Source organism: Micromonospora solifontis, from assembly GCF_003725545.1.
GTDB classification, from domain to species: Bacteria; Actinomycetota; Actinomycetes; order Mycobacteriales; family Micromonosporaceae; genus Micromonospora; species Micromonospora solifontis.
Genome location: NZ_RJLN01000048.1, coordinates 1 through 16,326, shown reverse-complemented (window position 1 = coordinate 16,326; position 16,326 = coordinate 1). Strand labels below are relative to the sequence as shown.

General features: G+C 74.7%; 11 protein-coding genes and 1 pseudogene. 2 read left to right on the top strand and 10 right to left on the bottom strand.

Features of this window, described 5'->3' with window-relative positions; genetic code table 11:
- Window positions 1-135: 135 nt before the first annotated feature.
- The 5 genes from EFE23_RS17335 to EFE23_RS17315 form a co-directional block, all read right to left on the bottom strand.
- A complete protein-coding gene (locus EFE23_RS17335) occupies window positions 136-1,110 on the bottom strand; it encodes a sulfite exporter TauE/SafE family protein (RefSeq protein ID WP_123242001.1) in 975 nt (324 codons plus the stop codon).
- Between the two features lie 113 nt (window positions 1,111-1,223).
- Window positions 1,224-1,694, bottom strand: a complete 471-nt coding sequence (locus EFE23_RS17330) for an RrF2 family transcriptional regulator (protein ID WP_123241978.1) — start codon at window positions 1,692-1,694, stop codon at window positions 1,224-1,226.
- 73 nt (window positions 1,695-1,767) lie between these two features.
- The gene (locus EFE23_RS17325) at window positions 1,768-2,655 is read right to left on the bottom strand and encodes an acyl-CoA thioesterase (RefSeq protein ID WP_123241977.1); all 888 of its coding nucleotides are present in this window, start codon (window positions 2,653-2,655) and stop codon (window positions 1,768-1,770) included.
- Window positions 2,652-4,100, bottom strand: coding sequence for a pyruvate kinase (pyk, locus tag EFE23_RS17320; protein ID WP_123241976.1), 1,449 nt, complete (start codon window positions 4,098-4,100; stop codon window positions 2,652-2,654). Before pyk ends, EFE23_RS17325 begins: the two co-directional genes overlap by 4 nt.
- A gap of 313 nt (window positions 4,101-4,413) precedes the next feature.
- Entirely contained in the window at window positions 4,414-4,779 is a 366-nt protein-coding gene (locus EFE23_RS17315) for a YciI family protein (RefSeq protein ID WP_123241975.1), read from the bottom strand.
- 230 nt (window positions 4,780-5,009) lie between these two features.
- Between EFE23_RS17315 and EFE23_RS17310 the strand changes: the two genes are divergently transcribed.
- Both EFE23_RS17310 and EFE23_RS17305 read left to right on the top strand, forming a co-directional pair.
- Window positions 5,010-10,790 (top strand): PAS domain S-box protein, encoded by a 5,781-nt coding sequence (locus EFE23_RS17310; protein WP_158675879.1) that lies wholly within the window; start codon window positions 5,010-5,012, stop codon window positions 10,788-10,790.
- 109 nt (window positions 10,791-10,899) lie between these two features.
- The gene (locus EFE23_RS17305; RefSeq protein WP_123241973.1) at window positions 10,900-11,772 is read left to right on the top strand and encodes an aldo/keto reductase; all 873 of its coding nucleotides are present in this window, start codon (window positions 10,900-10,902) and stop codon (window positions 11,770-11,772) included.
- Between the two features lie 142 nt (window positions 11,773-11,914).
- Here the strand turns inward: EFE23_RS17305 and EFE23_RS17300 are convergent, their stop codons facing one another.
- From EFE23_RS17300 to EFE23_RS17280, 5 genes and pseudogenes are all read right to left on the bottom strand, one after another.
- Entirely contained in the window at window positions 11,915-12,712 is a 798-nt protein-coding gene (locus tag EFE23_RS17300; protein ID WP_123241972.1) for a lipase family alpha/beta hydrolase, read from the bottom strand.
- Window positions 12,713-12,932: 220 nt separating this feature from the next.
- Window positions 12,933-13,331, bottom strand: coding sequence for an effector-associated constant component EACC1 (locus tag EFE23_RS17295; protein WP_123241971.1), 399 nt, complete (start codon window positions 13,329-13,331; stop codon window positions 12,933-12,935).
- A gap of 15 nt (window positions 13,332-13,346) precedes the next feature.
- On the bottom strand, window positions 13,347-15,191 hold the full coding sequence (locus EFE23_RS17290; RefSeq protein ID WP_123241970.1) for a M48 family metalloprotease: 1,845 nt from the start codon (window positions 15,189-15,191) through the stop codon (window positions 13,347-13,349).
- A gap of 285 nt (window positions 15,192-15,476) precedes the next feature.
- Window positions 15,477-15,740 (bottom strand): DUF6244 family protein, encoded by a 264-nt coding sequence (locus EFE23_RS17285; protein ID WP_123241969.1) that lies wholly within the window; start codon window positions 15,738-15,740, stop codon window positions 15,477-15,479.
- A 90-nt stretch (window positions 15,741-15,830) separates the two neighbouring features.
- A pseudogene (locus EFE23_RS17280) lies at window positions 15,831-16,326 on the bottom strand (hypothetical protein); the annotation flags it as partial.

Sequence of the window (16,326 nt, the reverse complement as noted above, 5' to 3'; positions counted from 1 at the left end):
ACAACCAGTCCCGCCGAACCTGCTCGCCGTGACGCCGACCTCTCCCGCGATCTTCACCTGCTGCCCGGACAGAAGGGGCGAAAGCCTCAGCACACGGGCCCGAAGTGCAAGATCACGGGGCCGGGGGGGTAGGGGTCAGCCCTCGACGGCGGTGGCGAGTCGGCGGGCCTCCGCGGTGGGGGTGACCGGGGCGGGAGCGGCGGTCGGGGTGGTGGACCGGGCGGTGACGGCGGCCGCGGCCACGGCGCGGGCCCGGCGGGTCCGGCGCAGGGCCCGACCGGCCAGCACCAGCGCGACGAGCCAGCCGGCGCCGAGCAGGGCGTAGGCGACCGCCGGGAGCGGACCATCCAGCTCGCCGGCGCGCAGCAGGGTGCGGGCGTTGGTCAGCACGATCACGCCGCCGATGGTGGCGCCGAGCAGTTGGGCCGGGACGATCCGGACCAGCCAGGCGGCGACCGGCGCGGCGATCAGCCCGCCGACCAGCAGCGCCGCCACGGTGGGAAGCAGGAAGCCCTCGGCGCCGAGGCCGACGAGGAACCCGGCGCTGGCGGCGCCCGCGACGACGAACTCGGCGGTGTCGACCGAGCCGATCACCTTGCGGGGCTCCAGCCGGCCGGAGACCAGCAGCGCCGGGGTGGCCACCGGGCCCCAACCCCCGCCGCCGGTGGCGTCGACGAACCCGGCGACGAGCCCGAGCGGGGCGAGGAAGCGGCCCCGCAGCCGGCCGGCCGCCCGGTTCGCGCGCAGCGGCCGGGAGAAGCGCACCAGCAGGTACGTGCCCAGGGTGAACAGGACGGCGGCCATCCAGGGCGCGGCGGCCCTGGTGGAGATGGCGCTGAGGAAGGTGGCGCCGGCGAACGCGCCGACCGCGCCGGGCAGCGCGATGCGGGTGACCACCCGCCAGTCGACGTTGCCGAACCGCCAGTGGGCGACCCCGGCCGCCAGGGTGGTGCCGATCTCGGCCAGGTGCACCGAGGCGGACGCGGCGGCCGGCGCCACCCCGGCGAAGAGCAGCAGCGTCGAGGAGGTGAGGCCGTACGCCATGCCCAGCGCGCCGTCGACCAGCTGTGCGGCGAGCCCGACCAGAGCGAGGATCAGCAGCTTGCGCACGGGCATCCCCTGTCTTTTCGGCATCTCCTATCGGCTTGGTCGACAATGCGGCACGCCGACGCCCCGGTCAATCCACCATCCGACTGGTGGGACGGGAGGCGTTCGCGGGAAGGTCAGCTCCAGGCGGCCGGGTCGGCGGCCAACTCGTTCACCCGGGCCGGCAGCGTCCCGCCGGCCACGTCGGCGAGGGTGACCAGCTCCAGGATCTCCCGCTCGCTGGCCCGCAGGGCGATCCACACGTCCTGCAGGGCGCGGGCGGCGCCCTGGTAGCCGAGCTGCTCGGGGCGCTGGCCCCGGATGTGCGCGAGCGGACCGTCGATCACCCGGATCACCTCGGCCAGGGAGATCTCCGACGCGGGACGGGCCAGCCAGTAGCCGCCCTCGGGACCGCGCTGGGCGTGCACGATGCCGCCCCGGCGCAGCTGGAGCAGGATGCTCTCCAGGAACTTCGGCGGGATCTCCTGGCTGCGGGCGATCTGTTCGGCGGTCACCGGACGGGTCCGTCCGGCCGCCGCGCCCTCGGCCACCGAGGCCAGCTCGGCGGACGCGCGGAGGGCGTAGTCGACCCGGGCGGAGAGACGCATGCCGGCAAGGTTAGTCGGCGGCTCGGCCGCCCGGTTCCTCGCCCCTCGGCCGATCGGTCACGGCGTGACCGCCTCAGGCGCCCACCCGGCGCAGCAGCCCCTCCTGCACCGCGCTGGCGATGTGCCGGCCGTCGGTGGTGAACATCCGGCCGGTGGCCAGGCCCCGGGCGCCGGAGGCGGACGGGCTCCAGCAGTCGTAGAGGAACCACTCGTCGGCGCGGAACGAGCGGTGGAACCACAGCGCATGGTCCAGGCTCGCGCCGACCACCCCGCCCGGGCCCCACACCTCGCCGTGCACCGACAGGACCGAGTCGAGCAGGGTCAGGTCGGAGGCGTACGTCAGGGCGCAGGCGTGCAGCAGCGGGTCGTCCGGAAGCTTGCCGTCGATCCGCATCCAGACCCGCTGGTGCGGCTCGGCGGGCCGGTCGCCGGGGCGTACCCAGCCGGGCTCGCCGACGTAGCGGACGTCGATCGGGCGGGGGATCTGCCCCCAGATGCCGAGCCGCTCCGGGTAGCGGGAGAGCCGGTCGGTCATGGTCGGCACCTCGTCCGGCCCGGGCACGTCGGGCGGAACCGGCGCGTGGTGGTCGAGCCCCTCCTCCTGCCGCTGGAACGAGGCGGACATGAAGAAGATGGGCTTGTCGTGCTGGAGCGCGACCGAGCGGCGCACCGAGAAGGAACGGCCGTCGCGGACGTTCTCCACCTGGTACTCGATCGGCTCGGCCGGGTCGCCGGGCCGGACGAAGTAGCCGTGCAGGGAGTGCACGAAGCGCTCCGGTTCGACGGTGCGCCCGGCGGCGACCAGGGCCTGGCCGGCGACCTGGCCGCCGTACACCCGCTGCGGACCGACCGGGGGGCTCATCCCCCGGAAGGTCATCTCGCCGGTGTGGTCGAGGTCCAGCACCTCCAGGAGCTGGTCGACCGCGGCCTGGCCGGTCGCCGCCGCCGGGCGCCCGGTCACTGCAACGCCCGCGCGGAAGCGGCGTCGACCAGCGAGCCGAGCTGGTGCACGCGCAGGGTGTTGGTGGAGCCGGGGGTGCCGGGCGGGCTGCCCGCCACGATCACCACGTAGTCGCCGGGGTTGGCCCGGTTGAGGCCGAGCAGCGCCTGGTCGACCTGGCGGAACATGTCGTCGGTGTGCTCGACGAACGGCATCAGGAACGTCTCGACGCCCCAGGAGAGGGCGAGCTGGTTGCGCACCTCGGGAACCGGGGTGAAGGCCAGCAGCGGAAGGTCGCAGTGCAGCCGGGCGAGCCGCTTCACGGTGTCGCCGGTCTGGGAGAAGGCGACCATGGCCTTCGCGCCGATCGCACGGGCGATCGAGGAGGCGGCGACGGTGAGCGCGCCACCGTGCGTACGCGGGTCGTGCTGCAGCCGCGGCACGCCGATCGAGCCGGCCTCGGTGGTGGTGATGATCTTCGCCATGGTGCTGACCGTGAGCACCGGGTACTTGCCGACGCTGGTTTCGCCGGACAGCATCACCGCGTCCGCGCCGTCGAGCACCGCGTTGGCCACGTCCGAGGCCTCCGCGCGGGTGGGCCGGGAATTCTCGATCATGGAATCGAGCATCTGGGTGGCCACGATGACCGGCTTGGCGTTCTCCCGGCACAGCTGCACCGCCCGCTTCTGCACCAGCGGCACCTGGTCCAGCGGAAGCTCCACGCCGAGGTCGCCGCGGGCGACCATGACGCCGTCGAAGGCGAGCACGATCGCCTCCAGGTGGTCGACCGCCTCCGGCTTCTCGACCTTGGCGAGCACGGGGCGACGCACACCCTCCTCGTCCATGATCGAGTGGACCAGCTTGATGTCGTCGGGCGAGCGGACGAACGAGAGCGCGATCAGGTCGACGCCGAGCCCGAGGGCGAAGCGCAGGTCCTCGGCGTCCTTGTCGGACAGGGCCGGGACGCTGACCGCCACGTTGGGCAGCGAGACACCCTTGTTGTTGGAGACCGGGCCGCCCTCGGTGACCAGGCAGCGGATGTCGTTGCCGGTGACGTCGCTGACCTCGACCGCCACCCGGCCGTCGTCGATCAGCAGCCGGTCCCCCGGCTTCACCTCCTGCGGCAGCTTCCGGTAGGTGCAGGAGACCCGCTCCTTGGTGCCGAGAATGTCGTCGCCGGTGATCACGACGGAGTCGCCGGTGCGCCATTCGTGCGGGCCGTCGGCGAACCGGCCGAGCCGGATCTTCGGGCCCTGCAGGTCGGCCAGCACCGCGACCGGGTAGCCGGCGGCGTCGGCGGCCTCGCGCACCAGCCGGTACACCGCCTCGTGGTCGGCGTGACTGCCGTGGCTGAAGTTGAGCCTCGCCACGTTCATGCCCGCCTCTACCAGGCCCCGGATGCGCTCGGGGGACGAGGTGGCGGGGCCGAGGGTGCAGACGATCTTCGCGCGGCGTGTCACGCCCATCAGGCTAGTCTCTCCTCCGGGTCGACCTGCCGACCGACCCCTTTCGGACTGCGGAACATTGTCCGACGACGCGCGGTATCCGCGCTGCGGGCGGTGGAACACCGCACCGGAACGTCGTGAGCGGCGGGCATCGGCGACCGCGCGGCGGAAATCGTACCGCCCGGCCGCAGCCGCCGACGCGGTGCTCCCGGGCACCCCGGGGCGGAGGCCGGCCACGCGGGCGTCGCCGCATCGACGAGGGGGCCGACGCACGCGGGCCCGGGCGGGACGCCCGGCGGCGGGGCGCGGCTCCGGCCGGTCGCCCGGCCGCTCCTCAGCTCTGCGTCTTGGCCAGGGGGAACTCCAGCGAACCGGCCGGGCAGAGGAAGGTCAGCACGTCCACCCGGTAGAGCCCGGCCTGCACGGCCGGGTCGGCCTCCATCACGCTGCGCACGTCGTCCACCGAGCCGGTACGGGCCAGACCGAAACCGATCGGCGGGTCCGGCTCGCGGGCCGGGCCGTCCACCGAGCCGTCGATCAGGATGATGCCCCGCCGGTGCAGCGCCTGCATGTGCTGCAGGTGCTCGGCCTGAAGCCGCTGCACCGTCTCCTCGGGCAGGGCCCGCCCGGACGGCCCCGGGTAGAGCACGATGCACTCGTACGTGTCGAGCGCGAAGTCGACCCGCGGCGTCGCGGCCATGGCGCACCTCCAGACGTCCGTCCCGCCCTCCGGCTCAGCGTCGCACGGCGCGCCCCGCGGGCGGGGTCGCTCGGCGCAACTGCCCGTACCGCCGCCCGGTTGCCGACCGGCCGCGTCGTTCTTCCGGCCCGCCCGGCCGGCCGGGAGATCAAGAAACGCACGATCCAGACTTCGCTGGTACGTTCGGAAACTGCCCGATGCGCCCCCCAATCGCCGAGCGGAGGTCCCGGGTGAGCGACACCCCGCCGGACGGCTCCCGCTGGCAGCACATCTTCGCCGCCGGCGGCGAGATGGGCGCGGCCATCGCGGCCCACGACTGGTCCACCACCCCGCTCGGCCCGATCGACTCCTGGCCGCAGAGCCTGCGCACGGCGGTGACCATCTGCCTGCACTCCCGGTTCCCGATCCTGTTGTGGTGGGGCGACGGGCTGGTGATGCTCCACAACGACGCGTACGTGCCGATCCTGGGGGCGTCCAAACGCGACGCGCTGGGCCGGCCCGGCGCGGAGGTGTGGCCGGAGATCTGGGACGTCATCGGCCCCATGCTCACCGGCGTGCTGGCCGGTCGGGGCGCCACCTGGAACCAGGACCAGCTGCTGCTGCTCGACCGCTTCGGCTACGTCGAGGAGTGCTACTTCACCTTCTCCTACAGCCCGATCATCGACGAGTCGGGCATGCCCGGCGGCGTCTTCACGGCGGTCACCGAGACCACCGAGCGGGTGGTCAGCGACCGCCGGCTGCGGCTGCTCACCACCCTCGGCGCGGCGCTGGTCGACGTGACCGAGCCCGACGAGGTGCTCCGCCGGACGGCCAAGGCCCTGGCCGGCAGCGCGTCGGTGCCGTTCGTCCGGCTCTACCAGGCCGGGCCGGACGGCCTGCGGCTGGTCGCCGGTGACGACGCCGAGCCCCCACCGGGGGCGGCGGAATCCTGGCCGCTGACCGAGGTGCTGGCGGACGGGCAGTTGCGGGTGCTCCCCCTCGACCCGGCCGACGACCCGGACCGGCCGGGAGTCACCCGGGTGGCCGTGCTCCCGGTGCCGGAACCGGGCGGGGACGCCCCGACGGTCGTGCTGGTCGCCGGGTTCAACCCGCGCCGTCCGGTGAACGCCGACTACCTCTCCTTCATGGAGCTGCTCGCCGGCCACCTCGGCACCGCGTTGGCCGGGGCGCGGGCGTACCAGGCGGAGCACCGGCGGGCGGAGGCCCTCGCGGAGCTGGACGCGGCGAAGTCGGCCTTCTTCGCCAACGTCAGCCACGAGCTGCGCACGCCGTTGACGCTGATCGCCGGGCCGGTCCGCGACGCCCTCACCGACCCGGCCCAGCCGCTGCCGCCGGAGCTCCGCCGGCGGCTGGAACTGGTCGACCGCAACGCCGCCCGGCTGCACCGGCTGGTGGACGGCGTCCTGGACTTCAGCCGGCTGGAGGCCGGCCGGCTGACCCCGGAACCGGTGGCGTTGGAGGTGGGTCGGTTCACCCGGGAGCTGGCCGCCGCGTTCGCGCCGGCCGTGGAGCGGGCCGGGCTCGCCTTCGAGGTGGACTGCCCCCGGCTGCCGCGCCCGGCGTACCTGGACCGGGGCATGTGGGAGCAGATCGTCCTCAACCTGCTCACCAACGCCGTCAAGGCGACCCTGCGCGGGTCGGTCCGGCTCCGGGTCGCCGACGACGACGGGTGGATCCGGCTCACCGTCTCGGACACCGGCGTGGGCATCCCCGCCGACCAGCTGCCCCGGCTCTTCCAGCGGTTCCACCGGGTGACCGGGCCGACCGGCCGGTCCGCCGAGGGCACCGGCATCGGGCTGGCGCTGGTCCGGGAGCTGGTCACCCTGCACGGCGGAACGGTCGAGGCGGAGAGCGAGGCCGGCGCGGGCGCCACCTTCACCGTCCGGCTGCCGTACGGGTCGCTGGAGGGGATGGAGCACGCGGACCGGTCGGCCGGACCCTCGGCGGCGGCGGGCGCGCTGGCGGCCGAGCTGGTCGTCCCGGCGGCCGAGGCCGGTGAGGTGGGGCCGGCCGGCCGGCCCCGCATCCTGTTGGTCGACGACAACGCCGACCTGCGCGCCTACGTCACCGACCTGCTCGCCCCGCAGTTCCGGGTACGCGCCGCGGCCGACGGGCGGGCGGCGCTGGCGGACCTCCGCGCCGACCCGCCGGACCTGGTGCTGGCCGACGTGATGATGCCCGTCCTGGACGGCTTCGGCCTGCTCGCCGCGGTACGCGCCGATCCGGCCACCGCCCACCTGCCGGTGGTGCTGCTCTCCGCCCGGGCCGGACCGGAGGCGGCGGTCGAGGGGCTGGCCGCCGGCGCGGACGACTACCTGGTCAAACCGTTCTCGGCGAGCGAGCTGCGGGCCCGCATCCAGGCCAACCTGGACCGGGCGCGGGCCCGGCTGCGCCGGGGCGAGTGGGCCAACCAGGTGATCGAGTCGCTCACCGACGGGGTCTGGATCGCCGACGAGAACGGCGTCATCGTCCAGGTGGACGAGACCTTCGAGCGGCTGACCGGGTACGGCGCGGCCGGTCTGCCGTACCCGCCGCCGTACCCGTGGTGGCCGGACCGGACGGCGTACCCGCAGGAGCGGGCGCTGCTCGACCGGGCGCTGGTGCACCTGCTCGACGAGCACACCGGGGCGTACGAGGTGCCGTTCCAGCGGCCCGACGGACGGATGATCTGGGTGTCGGTCTCGGCGATCGAGGTGCCCGACCCGGACCACGACCGCACCATGCTGGTCGGCACCGTGCGCGACGTGACCGCCGAGCGCGCCGTCGCGCAGCGGCACCGGGACGCCGCCGCGCTGGCCGACCGGCTCGCCACCGCCGGCGACGAGGCCGAGGTGCTGGCCCTGGTCGCGGACGCGCTGGGGCGGGTCTTCGGTGGCGTCGGGTACCTGGCCCGGCGAGATGGCGCCGGAGCGGCGTACACCGCCGCCGGCCCGGTCGACCGCGACCGGCTGGACCCGGCGGTCGCCGGCCGACTGGCCGCGCCCGACGCGAACGGCGACGGCGACGGTGAGGAATCGGCGCCCGGCGTCGGCGGCCGGCTGAGCACCCTGACCGGGGAGTGGAAGGTCTGGGTGGCGTTTCCCGCGCGCCGCCCCGTCCGCGCCGAAGAGCGGCTGCTCGGCGGCCTGCTCACCGCCGCCGGCAGCCAGGCCCTGCGCCGCCTGGAGGCGGTACGCCAGCAGGACGCGGTCACCGAGGGGCTGCGCGACGCGGTCCGGGAGGCCACCGAGCGGGAACGTGCCTGGCAGGCCGAGGCCGCCGCCCGGGCCGAGCAGCGGCGGACCGACGCGATCAGCCGGGCGTTGCTGGACAGCGCGCCGGTCGGTTTCGGCCTGGTCGACACCGAACTACGCTACGTCCAGGTGAACCCGGCGCTGGCGGCCATGAACCAGGTGCCGGCGGCGGACCACCTGGGCCGGCGGCCCACCGAGGTGCTGCCGGAGCATGGCGCGCGGATCGAGCGGCTGATGCGCCGCGCGCTCGCCGGCGGCCCGGTGGTCGGCGTCGACTTCAGCGCCGGCCCGCCGGAGACGGCCCGGCGCCTGGTGGCCAGCTACTTCCCGATCCGGATCAGCGACACCGACGAGCTGCTCGGGCTCGGGTTCAGCGTCGTGGACGTCACCGAACGCACCCGGCTGCTGGAGGCGCTGGGCGCGGAACGGGCGCGCTACGAGCGGCTCGCCGCCACCGACGTGCTCGCGGTGTTCGGCGGCGAGGGTGAGCGGATCACCGAGGCGAACGAGGCGTTCCTGGCACTGCTCGGCCACACCCGGGAGGACATCGCGCAGGGGCGGCTGACCTGGCCCGCCATCACTCCCCCCGGCTGGGAGGAGGCGGACGAGCGGGCGCTGACCGAACTGGCCGAGACCGGCCGGGCCCGGGCCTACGCCAAGGAGTACCGGCATGCCGACGGCCATCGGGTGCCGGTGCAGATCGGCGTGGTCGCGCTGGACCAGCGCCCGCTGCGGTGGCTGGCGTACGCCCTGGACCTGAGCGCGGAGCGGGCCGCCCAGGCGGAACTGCGGCTGTTCCAGGCGTTGGTGGAACGCTCCGGCGACTTCATCGCGGTGGCCGCCCCGGACGGCCGGGCGGTCTACGTGAACCCGGCCGGCCGGGCGCTGGTCGGGCTCGGCGACACCGACCGGGTGGACGGCCTGGCGCTTGTCGACTTCGCCGCCCCGGACGTCCGCGAGCGGTGGCGCACCGAGCTGATCCCGACCGCCCTGCGGGCGGGTCACCACCGGGCGGAGAGCCGCCTGGCTCGGCTGGACACCGGCGAGCAGCTCGACGTGGACCATCAGACCTTCACGGTGACCACCGGCGACGGGCGGGACAGCACCGCCTTTGTGGCCACCGTGGCGCGGGACGTCAGCGACCGGCAGCGGGCGCTGCGGCAGGCGGAGGCGCTCGGGCGGTTGGCCGGGGCGCTCAGCTCGGCCCGGGGCCGGTCGGCCATCGTGGACGTGGTGACCACGGTCGCCCCGGCGGTGGTGGACGCCGCCTGGCTGCGGATGGCGCTCGCCCGGCCCGGCGCCACCCGGCTCGACGTGGCCGGCGGCGACATCCCGCCCGGGCAACTGCCGGTCGACGCCGACGAGCCGCTGGCCCGGGCGGTACGCGAGAACACGGCGTTCCCGCTGGCCGGCGACGCCGCGGGCGCGACGGGCGTCTGCCTGCCGCTGCGGTACGGCGACGGCGGCGCGCTCGGCGCGCTGGAGGTGCGCTGGGCCCGGCCGGTCACCGACGACGAGGCGCTGCGCAACCTGCTCGACGCGGTGGCCGGGCTGTGCAGCCAGGCCCTGCAGCGCGCCGAGCTGACCGGCTCGGCGCAGGCGATGGCGGAGTTCGCCGCCCGGCTCAGCGTCACCCGGTCGACGAGCGAGGCGATCGACGTGATCCTCGACGCGGCGCCGACCGCGCTCGGGGCGGTGCTGCCCGGGCTGGCCATGCGGGACGAGGGCCGGCTGGTCCGGCTCTGGTACCACGAGGTGCCGGAGTCCCTCGCCGCCACCTTCACCGACCTCACCCTGGACGACCCGCGCCCGGTCGTCCGCGCGCTGCACGCCGGGGAACGGGTCATCCTGCGCAACCGGGGGGACTTCGCGGCCCGGTTCCCCGGCCTGCCCGACCCGGTGGGCGCGCACGGCGTGGTCACCACCGTCGCGCTGCCGCTGTTCGACGCGCAGCGCCAGCCGATCGCCGCGCTGGGCTTCGGCTGGTACCGGGAGCGGCCGCTGCGGGAGGGTGACCTGGCGCTGCTGGACACCATCGCCGACCTGTGCGAGCAGACCCTGGAACGGGTCCGGCTGGCCGCCGCCGAGCACAACCTGGTGACCCGGCTGGCCGGCCGGCTGCGCAGCTCCGCGCTGACCACGCCGGACGGGCTGGAGATCGCCACCCGCTACGAGCCGGCGATGACCGGCCTGCACCTCGGCGGCGACTGGTACGACCTGGTCCGGCGGGACGACGACCGGCTCGCCGTGGTGGTCGGCGACGTGGTCGGCCACCAGGTGGAGGCGGCCGCCGACATGGCGCAGCTGCGTACCGTGCTCAACACCCTGATCCGGCTCGGCGTCCCGCTGGAGGAACTGTTCCTGCGGCTGACCGGGCTGCTCGGCGTCGGCTTCCTCGGCACCTGCCTGATCGTGGTGGTCGAGCCGGCGAACCGGGTGGCGCACGTGCTGCGGGCCGGGCACCCGCACCCGGTGCTGCTGCCGGCCGGGCAGGAGCCGCGGGCCGTGTCGACGCCGCACGCGCTGCCGCTGGGCATGGTCGACGCGCCGATGGGCGTGACCACGGTGCCGTTCGGGCCGGGCGACCTGCTGGTGGCGTACACCGACGGGCTGGTGGAGCGGCGCGGCCAGCCGTACGACGAGGGCGTGGCGGCGCTGCACCGGGCGCTGGTCGCGGTGCGGGACGAGCCGGCGGAGGCGATCGCGGACGCGCTGCTGCGGGACCTGCCGGCCACGGACGACGACCGGGCGCTGGTCGTGCTCCGGCACACCGGGTGAGGTGGCCGGACGCACAATCGGCGGCCGGACGTTGGGCGCGGCGATTCCGGGGAATGTCCTCCGGTCGGTGGCGGGTCCGCCGCCGACGACGACGCACAGGAGGACCGGCATGGCGACCAGTGCCAGCACCCAGCCCGCGAAGGCCTCGGGCATCTACCGGATCGGCGGTGACCTGCAGGTCGATCGGCTCGGATACGGGGCGATGCAGCTCACCGGGCCGGGGGTGTGGGGCGACCCGAAGGACCCGGCCGAGGCGGTCCGGGTGCTGCGCCGGGCGTACGAGCTGGGCGTGACCTTCATCGACACCGCCGACTCCTACGGGCCCTTCGTCAGCGAGCTGCTGATCAAGGAGGCGCTGCACCCGTACGCCGACGACCTGGTGATCGCGACCAAGGCCGGCCTCACCCGGTCCGGGCCGGGCGACTGGCGGCCGGTGGGGCGGCCGGAGTACCTGCGTCAGCAGTGCGAGCTGAGCCTGCGCCACCTCGGCCTGGACTGCATCCCGCTGTACCAGTTGCACCGGATCGACGAGAAGGTGCCGCTGGAGGACCAGCTCGGCGAGTTGGCCCTGCTCAAGCAGGAGGGAAAGGTCCGGCACATCGGGCTCTCCGAGGTGACGGTGGAGCAGATCGAGGCGGCCCGGCGGATCACCCCGGTCGTCTCGGTGCAGAACCTCTACAACCTGGCCGACCGTAGCGCCGAGGCCGTGCTGGACCACTGCGAGCGCAACGACCTGGCGTTCATCCCGTGGTTCCCGATCGCCACCGGCAACCTGGCCCGGCCGGGCGGCCCGCTGGACGCGATCTCCACCGAGCACGGCGCGACGCCCGCGCAGCTCGCGCTGGCCTGGCTGTTGCGCCGGTCGCCGGTCATGCTGCCGATCCCGGGCACGTCCTCGGTGGCGCACCTGGAGGAGAACGTGGCCGCCGCCGAGGTGCAGCTGACCGACGACGAGTTCGAGGCGCTCGCGAAGGCCGCCTGAAAGGAGGGGCCCCTTCTTAACGCCTGCGGTAGAGCAGGGGGCCCCTCTTAACGCCCAGCGTCGGCCGGCGGGAACCCCGGCCGGGCGCCGGCCCGACCGGCGGCCGGCCGCCGGCGGAGGGCGGCCGGCCGGGGCGGGCGGATCAGAGGGCGAAGCAGTTGGGCCGGATCGCGGCGTCGGCGAGCGCCTGCCGGACGATGGTGTACGTGGTGCCGTCGAGCACCAGGCCGAGGTGGCCGACGATCCGCAACGGGCACCACGCCTGGACCAGGACGTTGCTGGCGCCGTCGGCGAGGACGGCGTTGTCGACCGGGCGGACCAGTTCGTCCTGCCAGGTCCGGACGGTGGTCCAGCGGACCGTGCCCGGGGTGTCGTCGCCGCCGTTGAGGTCGGCCAGGAAGCTCGACCCGATGGACATCTGCTGGCAGGCGACGATGCCGACGCAGCTGCCCAGGCCGACGAAGTTTATGATGTTGGCGACGTAGGTGCCGTACTGCGGGCTGCCAAGGCTGATGTAGTGGTCGACCTTGTCGGCGCCGCCGAGGAACTTGACGTACCAGCGGCTGACCAGGCCCCCCTCGGAGTGGGTGACCAGGTCCACCTTGGCCGCCCCGGTGGCCGCCCGGACCTGGTTCACGTAGGACGACAGGGCCCGGGCGGACTCCCGGATGTCACCGACACCGAGGTTGGGCAGCTGGTAGATGGAGACCCGGTAGCCGTCGGCGCGCAGCCGGGCGGCGATGGGCTCGTACGCTATCGAGATTCCGATCAGGCCACCGACGACGATGACCGGGTTGGCCCCGGCCGCGGTGAGGCTGGTCTCGTCGGCGGTGGTGGCGCTGGTGGTGGTGGCGCGCGGCGGGGCGGCGTGGGCGGCGGTGGCCGGGACGAGCAGGGCGGCGGCCGCGGTGGTGGCGGCCAGGATCGTTCGGAGCAGCATGGCTGCACCTCCGGTGGGAGGCACCCGGGGTAGCCGGGAGGGGACGGGTGGGGGGATCCGATCGATCGTGGGAACGATGATGCGTGTCCGATTTCACACACGTCAATGGAAAGTTACGCGCCGGTAACCTGTTCTCGCGAGGGAAGCGCAAACCGGCATACCGGCGCGGTGCGCGGCCGGCCGCGACACGATCGGCAGCGGGCCCCCGGGACCGCCGGGCTCAGGCGGGCGGCAGGTCCCCGCCCGGCTCCGTCCGGGACAGCGCGCGGGTCGCCTGCTCCAGCAGCTTCGCGGGATCCGTCCGGCCGTTGACCTGGAGTTCCACCTCGGCGTCCCCGACCTGCACCCGGACGCTCACCTCGTGGCGCTGCTGGTCGACCCAGCTCTGCAGCAGGTTGAACAGCCCGGGCAGCAGTCCCTGCGCCACCACCGCGATGATCACCGCGTCACTGAAGCCGGGCCGACCGCCCGCCCGGCCCGCCGCCGGGTCGCGTACCGCGGCGCGGAACTCCGGACGCCGGTGCAGCCAGGTCACCAGCGGCACCCGGGGTGGGTGGGTGGCCCGCGTGGCCAGCAGCAGGCGGACCGGCCGGTCGGGCCGCAGCGACGCTTCGCTCACCTCGGCACTCCCCTCTCACTCGCCGCCGGGGCGGAACGTGAGCTTGCCGTCCGTGACCGTCACGGTCCCCCATACGTCGAACGGGACGTCGTCGGTGAACGGCCGGCTGCCGGTGAAGTAGTCCGGCTCGGTGCCGGTCGCCCGCGCCGCCCCCTCCGAGCCGTCCACGGTGGACACGCTGGCGGTGGTGCCATCGCCGCCGTCGACGAGTTCCACCCGGAGCCGGGGATAGCTGGTGATCTTCCAGCTGATCCGCTTCACCTCGCCGTACCGCTGGAAGGGGCAGCCGGTCGGGGCGGCCACCCGCTGCGCGGCGCACCCGTCCAGCCAGGCCCGTACGCTCTCCTCCGCCGCCGCCTGGGCGCCCGGCGCCAGGGACGGCCGCACCAGGTCCGCGCCGGCCACCTCCTCCTGGCCGGGTACGGCCAGGACGACCTGCGGGGGCGTCTGGCTGAGCGGGTTGCCCGGACCGGCCACCGTGTACCCGCCGGGCAGCAGCGCCACCGAGCCGCCCTCCGGACCACCGACGACCGGCACCCCGTCCACGGTCAGCCGGGACCGCCCGGCCGGCAGGGCGAGCGACGCCGGCCCGAGGTCGATCCGCCACCGGTGGAAGAGCCCGAGCGTGGCCTCGTCGTCGCGGCGCAACGGCAGTTCCGCGGTCCCCGGGCGGCCGGCGAGCACGAAGGAGATCTTGGCGGTCGCCGTCTCGTCGTGGCGCTCGACCGAGGTGACCCGCACGTCGGTCGGCGGCTGGTAGTCCTTGGCCCCGACGATCCGGGCCAGCCGGTCGACGTCGCTCACCTGGTGACGCCGGTCCGCCGTGAGCAGCCGCAGCGCGGCCCGACCGTCGTGGTCACCGAGCGCGGAGAAGTAGTCCGCGACCGCGGCCTCCGGCCGGAACAGCGCCCACTGCGCGACGGTGAGCAGTCCCCCGCCGAGGCAGCCCACCACCGTCAGCGCCACCACCACCAGCCCGGTACGTCGCGAGCCGACCGGACCGGGCACGCGGAAGAGGTGGTCGACCGGGCGCGGCGCGCCGGCCCCCTCCGCCACCACGCCTCCGGCCTCCTCGGCGAGCCGCGCCAACCGGTCGAGTCGCAGCTCGGCGGGGGGATGGGTGGCGCAGACCGCCTCGTCCCAGCCGCTGCGGCCGGTCTCGAAGGAGCGGCGGTGCTCCAGCAGCGCCCGCATGCCCTCGCCGTGCCCGGCCAGCAGGGCACCCTCGTCGGCGCGGTACTCGGCCGCCCGGACATCGCGCCGGTGGCACGGCAGCACGAGGAACCGCATGGTCACCAGGACCGGCCAGAAGACCAGGAACACCAGGAAATCGGTGGCCGGGTGCGGGAACCGGCGCATCAGCCAACTGGGCACGGCGTGCACCAGCACCAGCGGCAGTCCGACACCCCGGATGAAGGCGCTGGTCACCTCGTCACCCGTACGCCAGTGCACCAGCTCGTGGCTGAACAGCGCCGCGATGTTCTCGTCCGGCTCGGCGAGGACCGCGGTGCTCACCACGATGTGCCGGGCGTACGCCCGGGCGTTGGTCAGCACCGGGTCGTCCTCGATCAGCAGCCGCGGCAGGTTCGGCAGGTCGAGCCGCCGAGCGCAGTCCTCCAGGACGGGCCGGAGCCGGGCCTCCTCCCGGCGACTGAGCCGACGCGCGCCGGACACGGCCAGGAACCACGGTTCCAGGAGCACCCGCAGGAGGGTGTAGACGAGCCCGACGAACGCGGCGGCCAGCACCACCCCGGCCAGGCCGGTGACCAGGTTGACCGGCTCGTCGAACGCGTCCCGCCAGGGCAGCACCAGGACCGCCAGCAACCCGAGCAGGCAGCCGAGGACGAAGGCGAGGACCACTCCGGAACACGCGCGGAACGGCGGCGTACGGGCACGGCGGATCGGACGGGCGGCGGGGCCGGCCGTCGGGAAAATGCACGAAAATGGTGGCGCGTCGTACCACTCGAGAGCGGGTTTCGACGTGGCAGCACATTACCGTTTGCGAATGGCCGCCGCCACCACCGTTCTCAATGGACGATCAGATTCGCGGGTCACGCGGATCGAATGTCGGATAGTTGTCGCCGGATCCGGGAAACGATTGTCGGCGCTTTCCTGCGATACCGATCGGTAACTGTGGCTCGCGGATCAGCTGCCCAGCGCCTGGACCTTGCCGATGGTCTCCTGGACGTGCTGGCGGGCCGGCTCGCCGCCCTGGGCCGCCTGGGCCAGGGCCTGCCGGTAGGCGTCGATGACGCCGATCAGCGGACCGGCGGCCACCCCCTCCAGGGCCCCGGCGACCAGCGCCCGGGCCTCGGCCGCGTCCTGCGCCGCCGCGGCCGCCTTGGCCTTCGCCTCGTCGAGCTTCTGGGCGGCCGCCGCCAGCCTCGCGATGATCTGTGCCGCGCTCACAGGCCCTCCCGGGTTCGCCTGCCCGCAGCCTACGCCACGGAATGCGGCGGGATCCTGGTCCGAGCCGGCCCGCGGCGGGGCCGGAGTCCGTCACGACAACAGGCGGAAGGCCACCAGGTAGAGGCAGAACAGGCCCGAGGAGAGCAGGGCACAGAGGACGAACCCGAGCGGCACGTACCGCGACGGTGGCGCGTCGCCGCCGAGCACCGGCCGACCCCAGCGGGCCAGCACGAGCTGGCCGGCCAGGAAGGACAGCAGCGGCACGCCCGCGCAGGCGGCCGCGGCCACCAGGTCCAGCCCGCTCACCGGGATCGGCGAGCCGACCAGGGTGGCGAGCATCAGCAGCGAGCCGGCCAGCGCGCAGGCCGCGTACACCGCGACCGCCCGGCCGAGCGGCGACCAGGTGGGCAGCAGCACGGGCCGGTGGGCGAGGGCCTCGGCCTGCTGGCCGTACCGGTCGGCCTCGTCGGCGAGCTGTCCGACCGCGGCCAGCTCCGCGGCCAGGTCGCCGGTCCGCGGCGCCGGCACCGTCCCTTCCGGATACGCCCCGACCCCCGGCCGCCCCGGCGCGGCGGCTGCGCCGCCG

Bases quoted from the DNA above. Each gene is read 5' to 3' on its own strand.
- EFE23_RS17330 (WP_123241978.1), bottom strand. From the start codon at position 1,694: ATGCGTCTCTCCGCCCGGGTCGACTACGCCCTCCGCGCGTCCGCCGAG.
- pyk (WP_123241976.1), bottom strand. From the start codon at position 4,100: ATGGGCGTGACACGCCGCGCGAAGATCGTCTGCACCCTCGGCCCCGCC.
- EFE23_RS17315 (WP_123241975.1), bottom strand. From the start codon at position 4,779: ATGGCCGCGACGCCGCGGGTCGACTTCGCGCTCGACACGTACGAGTGC.
- EFE23_RS17305 (WP_123241973.1), top strand. From the start codon at position 10,900: ATGGCGACCAGTGCCAGCACCCAGCCCGCGAAGGCCTCGGGCATCTAC.
- EFE23_RS17300 (WP_123241972.1), bottom strand. From the start codon at position 12,712: ATGCTGCTCCGAACGATCCTGGCCGCCACCACCGCGGCCGCCGCCCTG.